General features: G+C 46.0%; 8 protein-coding genes. 2 read left to right on the forward strand and 6 right to left on the reverse strand.

All coding sequences use genetic code 11. The annotated features are described in order from the left end of the window. Nucleotides 1–111 precede the first annotated feature (111 nt). The 4 genes from MOQ67_RS31620 to MOQ67_RS31635 form a co-directional block, all read right to left on the reverse strand. Nucleotides 112–384, reverse strand: a complete 273-nt coding sequence (locus MOQ67_RS31620; protein WP_198831388.1) for a hypothetical protein — start codon at nt 382–384, stop codon at nt 112–114. A gap of 33 nt (nt 385–417) precedes the next feature. Continuing rightward, nucleotides 418–705 (reverse strand): type II toxin-antitoxin system RelE family toxin, encoded by a 288-nt coding sequence (locus MOQ67_RS31625; protein ID WP_198831389.1) that lies wholly within the window; start codon nt 703–705, stop codon nt 418–420. After that, the gene (locus tag MOQ67_RS31630; protein WP_448675983.1) at nt 695–934 is read right to left on the reverse strand and encodes a type II toxin-antitoxin system RelB/DinJ family antitoxin; all 240 of its coding nucleotides are present in this window, start codon (nt 932–934) and stop codon (nt 695–697) included. The genes MOQ67_RS31625 and MOQ67_RS31630 overlap by 11 nt, the downstream gene beginning before the upstream one ends. An 81-nt stretch (nt 935–1,015) precedes the next feature. Next, nucleotides 1,016–2,161, reverse strand: a complete 1,146-nt coding sequence (locus tag MOQ67_RS31635) for a hypothetical protein (protein WP_198831390.1) — start codon at nt 2,159–2,161, stop codon at nt 1,016–1,018. A gap of 573 nt (nt 2,162–2,734) precedes the next feature. On the opposite strand from MOQ67_RS31635, the gene MOQ67_RS31640 reads away from it, so the two are divergent. Both MOQ67_RS31640 and MOQ67_RS31645 read left to right on the forward strand, forming a co-directional pair. After that, a complete protein-coding gene (locus tag MOQ67_RS31640; RefSeq protein ID WP_448675984.1) occupies nt 2,735–3,535 on the forward strand; it encodes a RepB family plasmid replication initiator protein in 801 nt (266 codons plus the stop codon). 33 nt (nt 3,536–3,568) lie between these two features. Next, on the forward strand, nt 3,569–4,018 hold the full coding sequence (locus tag MOQ67_RS31645) for an EexN family lipoprotein (protein ID WP_448675980.1): 450 nt from the start codon (nt 3,569–3,571) through the stop codon (nt 4,016–4,018). Between the two features lie 16 nt (nt 4,019–4,034). Here MOQ67_RS31645 and MOQ67_RS31650 read toward each other — a convergent pair whose 3' ends face one another. Further along, nucleotides 4,035–4,451: a helix-turn-helix domain-containing protein gene (locus MOQ67_RS31650; RefSeq protein WP_448675981.1), complete on the reverse strand. Its 417-nt coding sequence runs from the start codon at nt 4,449–4,451 to the stop codon at nt 4,035–4,037. Nucleotides 4,452–4,548: 97 nt separating this feature from the next. Then, nucleotides 4,549–5,127 (reverse strand): recombinase family protein, encoded by a 579-nt coding sequence (locus tag MOQ67_RS31655; protein ID WP_448675982.1) that lies wholly within the window; start codon nt 5,125–5,127, stop codon nt 4,549–4,551. Nucleotides 5,128–5,909: the final 782 nt, after the last annotated feature.

Here is a 5,909-nt window from a genome sequence, read left to right on the forward strand (position 1 = left end):
GTTTCCATCTGACCAAACGATCGGATGTGAATAGAACTAAAGATCATTATTGGCAGTGAAACGTGACGAGTATTAAAAATTTAATACTCGTCACTACAGCCATTATTATGGCTACATCATTACTGCACATGCCGCAGCGACTTCTGAAATTTTCATTTGATCAAGCCCTCCATCGCCTGCCGTTTCATTGATGCATGCGACGAGTCCGCTTGCTGAGACTCCAGATTTATTTATATTAGAAGCCATAGCTTGAGCTAAACTGGATTTCTCAGAGTAAGATGCATCTCTCCAGTCTCCTAGAGTGTTACCCCCTGATAATGCATATGCAGTGCTGGACAGTATAAATGGAATTACAACAAATACGCTTTTTACTATTGTTTTCATGATGACTCCTGTCTTTGTAATTTTAATACTGACTCATTTTAGTCGATCTGATGCCTTACGGTACGCGGCTTCATTCTCACGCTTATCGATAGCGACCACGAACACCACAATTTCTTGGTCTATGACCTGGTAGATCAGCCGATAGCCCGCGCTGCGCAGCTTTACTTTGTAGCAATCTGGCAGCTCGCGTAAGCGGTTGGCCTCGATGCGTGGGTTTTCCAGGACTTCAGCCAGTTTTTTCTTGAATTGCTGACGGATCGTATCTCCCAGTTTGTGCCATTCCTTCAGCGCACGCTGATCGAACTCAAGACTATAGGTCATCCAGCGTCACCTTAACGCGCTGTGGTGAAGCCAATCGCTCGCGTACGGTGTTTATGAGGGTTTCATCCTCTTCAGTCATAAGCACAGGCCGGAAAGGCAGCTGGCCGCGCTCCGCAACGTACTGCAAGGTTTGGCGCATGAGCTCAGACGGAGTCACACCCAAACGTTCCAATTCGCGATAGGCGCGGTTTTTTAGATCGTCGTCTACACGGACATTGATTGAGGCCATTTCGTGCACTCCTGTAATGACACATGTCATTACAATGGCATTGCAGGAGCAATTTTTCAAGGGGAGACGCAAGAATTTCCTTTACCACGCGTCTGGGAAATATTCGTAGCAACCTTTCAGTGTTATAGATTTAAAAGAGAAACATGAGCCACTTTTTCTAACTCTGGTGTATTTTTTTAAAGTCCCTTTTATCATATCTTTATCAATCTTCTTTCCGAGAAGGCAATCACATGCTTGATACATGAGAAAGGCTTTGAAGGTTGAATATTCACTCACATCCCGTAAAACCCTATGTTTATAGCGATCCGCTTTTTTACCATGCGCCTTGTAGATATCTAATAGTTCAGGCTGATCAGGAGCTTTTGATAAAGCAGCAGCGCCAGCCAAAAATATCTGGTACATAAATTCACAGTTTTTTGCCCAATCACCATCTGCGTCCTCAGCTACACGACTTAATTCTTCTAAGTATATAAGCACTCTAGATCGATTCTTTTTTGGTAGGAAATAAAACCCACTTAGAATGACTCCATGTAGTTCTGCATGGACCGATGATAGTCCAATCGATTCTAGCGCACTCAAGTTGTCTCTCGTATATTGTCCTGTCTTGTCTAGCTTGATTATCTTATCTATTAACTTTACTCTACCTGATATTTTAACAGGATATTTTTTTGCATATTCAACAATCACGTTGCCTAAGAACTTTTCCAACAATCGTAGGATTGTTTTATCTTTCATTTTTTCGGTTACGCGCCATTTGTTTTTCAATTCTACTCGATCAATAGAATAGCCAGCGCTCTGAAAGATTTTTGTCCCATTCTTCTTGTTTTGGTCACTCTCTCCATATACTAGATTTAATGGATGAAGCAGTCCAATTCTATCGCTTCCTTTTACAGGATACACATGACATATATCCATATTCCTATCATTCCTGGTTTTTGGTTTATTGCAGATTATTCCTATCAGTTGTTTCAATGAGGCGACAGTATGGTGTGACATGATTTGTACTGATCCAGCTCGTTTGCACTGCTGCGATATGTAAAGCCATTCCTTATTTACAGAAAGATTCTTTAGACGCACATTTAGACGATTTTGTTGCCGAGGGTTGAGGTCTTTTTTCTTTCTGTGCGCCATTTGCTTATGGGATTCGTTACAGAAACGTTTTTTATAGTACTGTGGAGAACCTCTTTCAATTAACTTACGACAATACTCACAAAATTTATCCGACATTGGTCTACCTATGCTTGTGGTTTTTTACCTCTCTAGTGATATTTACAGTTTTTTATATAACTGAACTGCCCGGAAACAAAGGGCTGTGTAGGTGAGTCGTATACTTTTAAGTAACTACCCTATGTTTCGATTTAAGAGTTGGTGTCGGGTATTTTAGCCAGTGGTTTTGTAAATACCTTCCCTGATGGCCTTCAAGCAATTTTTTGGCTAGAGGTTGGCCGACCCCTTTCTAAAGGAGCTATCGTGGCGTAGGCGTGATTCCAGAAGGTCAATTTTTGATGTTGTGGCGTTCGTTAACCCCTTCGGTTTCACCAGAGTTAAACGTGGGACAGCTTTCCTTAGCTGATTTTAAGCATTCCCCCTATTTATAAACTTTATATCTTTAAAAGCTTTAGATGCTCTGCAGACCTTTAAAATCAAGGGTTCCGAGCTCGAATGTGCGAGAGATTCCTGTCGAATGTGCGAGAGATTCCTGTCGAATGTGCGAGAGATTCCTGTCGAATGTGCGAGAGATTCCTGTCGAATGTGCGAGAAGATCTGATAACCTCTCATAATAGACGATGGGAAACGGCTATGAGCAAGAATCTTCAGATCAAAAAATCTAATGCCCTGGTTGAGGCGGGTTACCGGTTAACGCTGGGGGAGCACCGTTTGCTCTTGGCCTGTATTGCGAAAAGCAAAGGACAGACGTTAGACGACCAAACCCTTTACGAGGTTGATGCCTTAAGCGTTGTAGATCTCGTAGGTGTTACGCGCCAAACGGCTTACGAAGAGCTAAAGGATGCAGCAGATCGACTTTTCAATCGGCAGATCACAGTTCCTTACGATCACGCTGGAGAAACGCCTGCCATCAGACGGTTTCGTTGGGTTCAGCAGATCGAATACGTAGAAACCTTAGGGTTGGTTCGATTCCAATTCACCTCTGCTCTAATCCCTTACCTTTCAGAGCTAAAGGAACGTTTCACGGTTTACCCAATTGATGATGTCGTCAAAATGACGAGCATCCATGCGATTCGCCTCTACGAGCTTTTGGTTCAGTGGCGAAGCACCGGTAAACGAGAAATCGAAATCGCATGGCTCAAAGAAACGTTCCAGATTGCAGATAGCTACAAATCCATTAGCGATTTGAAACGCTGGGTGATTGCGCCAGCTATAGAGCAAATCAACCAGCATTCCCCCATCCAGGTGGGCTGGAAACAGAAGAAAACCGGCAGGTCTGTGACTCATTTGGTTTTTGAGTTTTCGCCTAAAAAGCTTCTGAAAACCAGTAAGAAAAAAACCATGAGTCGGGAAGACGTGGAAAAGCACGCAAGACCTGGAGAAAGCTGGGAGGCCGCTACGAAGCGCTTAACCACGGTAATTCAAAGCAGCTGACACTGAAAAATCACTAACACTGAGAACAACGACATGACTAAAGGAATGGCAATTTTTCTGCTGCCGCTCGCCCTCATGGGTTGCGGCGAAAAGCCGAAGGACGTGGCTTACTACCTTACGAATGAGACTGATCGAAAGGAAAAATTAGCCGAGTGTCGTCAGGTTTCTGGGGCGTTAAAAACGGACAAAAACTGCGAAACCGCAATGATTGCTGAACGGGAATACCGCATCGAAGGGCTAAAAACACTAGCTATGGATATAGTGCGGAAGCAGCTAAAAGACCCCGAGTCGGCTCGTTTTAGCCACGTCACATACCAAAAGCGAACGAACAATATCTGCGGGTATGTGAACGCCAAAAACTCCTACGGGGGGTACGTAGGCGATCGTAGTTTCGTAATAGTTAATGGGCGCGTCAATCTTAGTGATGGTACAAGCCCAGCGTATGACGAGTACATCGCAACAATGTGCAGCATTAAAGAGTAGGGGTGGGGGCTTAGATCTAGCTTAAGGTTTTTAGGAGGTCAGCGAACGACTTTGGCTTCTGGTGCGTTGCTGGTTTCTCTTCAGGTTTAGGCGTTAGAACGGCTTCCTGAATCGCTGGCTTGTGTTCGATCAGGAGCAGCTTCTTTTCTTCGATCTCAATCAGCCTTTCGAGTGCTGCTGCCAACCGTAGTGCGGTAGCTTCTGTAAGCGTTCCTGGTAGATTCTCTGATGTGCACGCCTGTGCAATTTCCTGTGCAACAGGCTGTGCAATGTTCAGTAAACCGCCATAGACGCGAATCAGTTCGGACGTTTCAAAGTAACGGCGCTCGTCATGGCCCAAGCTATAGGATAGACGCCCCTGATCACAATGGTTGTAGAGCGTTCGGCGAGATTTTCCAGTCAGTGCAATAGCTTCCTGAATGGTGTGCAACATCTGCATAGCCCCTGGTGTGCAATGTGTGCAGACACTCTACCATCAGCCCTACTCGGTAAACAGTTGATAGGGTTAAGACCATCGCGGACGAAAGCCTTTAGGCCGAGGGACGTGCCAAAGCTCGATACAGGGTTGCACGATGTACATTCAGAATACGTGCAGCCTCAGCGACAGGCCGGCCCTCTTCCTCGATCAACCTTCTCGCATGAATAATCTGTTCCGCGTTTAAAGCGGGTCGAGGCCCAAAACGTACTCCTCGGGCAAGAGCTGCAGCCCGACCAGCGCTAGTACGCTCGCCAATAAGCGAACGCTCGAAGTCGGCAATACCTGCAAAAATGGTCAACACCATGCGCCCAGCGGGTGAAGTGGTATCAGCCCAAGGTTCAGCCAATGAGCGCAAACCAGCGCCGGAATCATTGATTCGTTCAGCGATATGGAGAAGATCGCTTGTTGACCTGGCTAAGCGATCCAGTCGTGTGACTGTCACAACATCTCCGGTGCGCAAATGATCGAGAAGTCGGCCTAGCTCCGGTCGATCCCGCTTAGCCCCACTCACTTTCTCCTCGAAAATGCGCTGGCATCCCATAGCACTAAGCGTTTCCCGCTGCTGAGCCAGATCTTGCCCTTGCGTTGAAACCCGTGCGTACCCAATCAACTGGCCATTGTTCGCGGTCATGCTCCACCTGTCGCAGTATTTGTCGCAAGTAAAGTAACACCTGCGACAGAAATATGCGACACTTATGGAGCAGAAAAATCGGGGAACGGTTCCATGTCGCACGACTTAGGATATTTGCGACACCTGTATTGATCGCTCCTAGCAACGGAAAGTGCACTTAAGCCCAGAGCCTGCCCCGCAACAATCTGCTACCTTCCCGTTTCAACTGGCTGGTTGGTCAGATATCAATGGGAAGGGATGATGAAAGCAAGCTTAAAGATTTGGCTGGCAATAGGATTATTGGGGACTCTTACTGGTTGCTCGAGCATGGCCCCTCAACCCTATCGACCAGTTCCTGATGGAGTTTCCATAATTCCTAGTCCAAACGGGAGCTTTCAGGTCGATAGGGTCGTAGTAAAGCGAGCGGTAGCTAAGCCATCCGCAGACACTCTCCAATTCTGTTTTGCTCAGAACATCCCAGGGATCAACGGTACTCCCTTATCAAACTCAGTAAAGACCAAGATTACCGCTCAGGGAAAAGACCAAGTTTCATTCATCGTTCCTATGACGATGGGAACGCCCCTTAGCTACGAAATCATCTTCTCGGTGACCGCTAGTCATGATTCGGGAAATTTGGCTTTCGACTTTACGAATCTAAAGATTAGGGGTACGTGGAGCGCCAATGAGGCGCCACTGCCTGGATCCCAGGAAGCTAATCAATATGTAGATAGTGCCTTGGCAAAACTAAATAAAGTAAGCGACAACGTAGCGAACTGCTTAGTTACAGAGGGATAGTTAAGATA

It is taken from the genome of Pseudomonas sp. LY-1 (assembly GCF_053502595.1).

What these genes read in the sequence shown, in the direction of transcription:
- MOQ67_RS31620 (WP_198831388.1), bottom strand. Translation starts at nt 384, where the DNA reads ATGAAAACAATAGTAAAAAGCGTATTTGTTGTAATTCCATTTATACTG.
- MOQ67_RS31625 (WP_198831389.1), bottom strand. Translation starts at nt 705, where the DNA reads ATGACCTATAGTCTTGAGTTCGATCAGCGTGCGCTGAAGGAATGGCAC.
- MOQ67_RS31630 (WP_448675983.1), bottom strand. Translation starts at nt 934, where the DNA reads ATGGCCTCAATCAATGTCCGTGTAGACGACGATCTAAAAAACCGCGCC.
- MOQ67_RS31635 (WP_198831390.1), bottom strand. Translation starts at nt 2,161, where the DNA reads ATGTCGGATAAATTTTGTGAGTATTGTCGTAAGTTAATTGAAAGAGGT.
- MOQ67_RS31640 (WP_448675984.1), top strand. Translation starts at nt 2,735, where the DNA reads ATGAGCAAGAATCTTCAGATCAAAAAATCTAATGCCCTGGTTGAGGCG.
- MOQ67_RS31645 (WP_448675980.1), top strand. Translation starts at nt 3,569, where the DNA reads ATGACTAAAGGAATGGCAATTTTTCTGCTGCCGCTCGCCCTCATGGGT.
- MOQ67_RS31650 (WP_448675981.1), bottom strand. Translation starts at nt 4,451, where the DNA reads ATGTTGCACACCATTCAGGAAGCTATTGCACTGACTGGAAAATCTCGC.
- MOQ67_RS31655 (WP_448675982.1), bottom strand. Translation starts at nt 5,127, where the DNA reads ATGACCGCGAACAATGGCCAGTTGATTGGGTACGCACGGGTTTCAACG.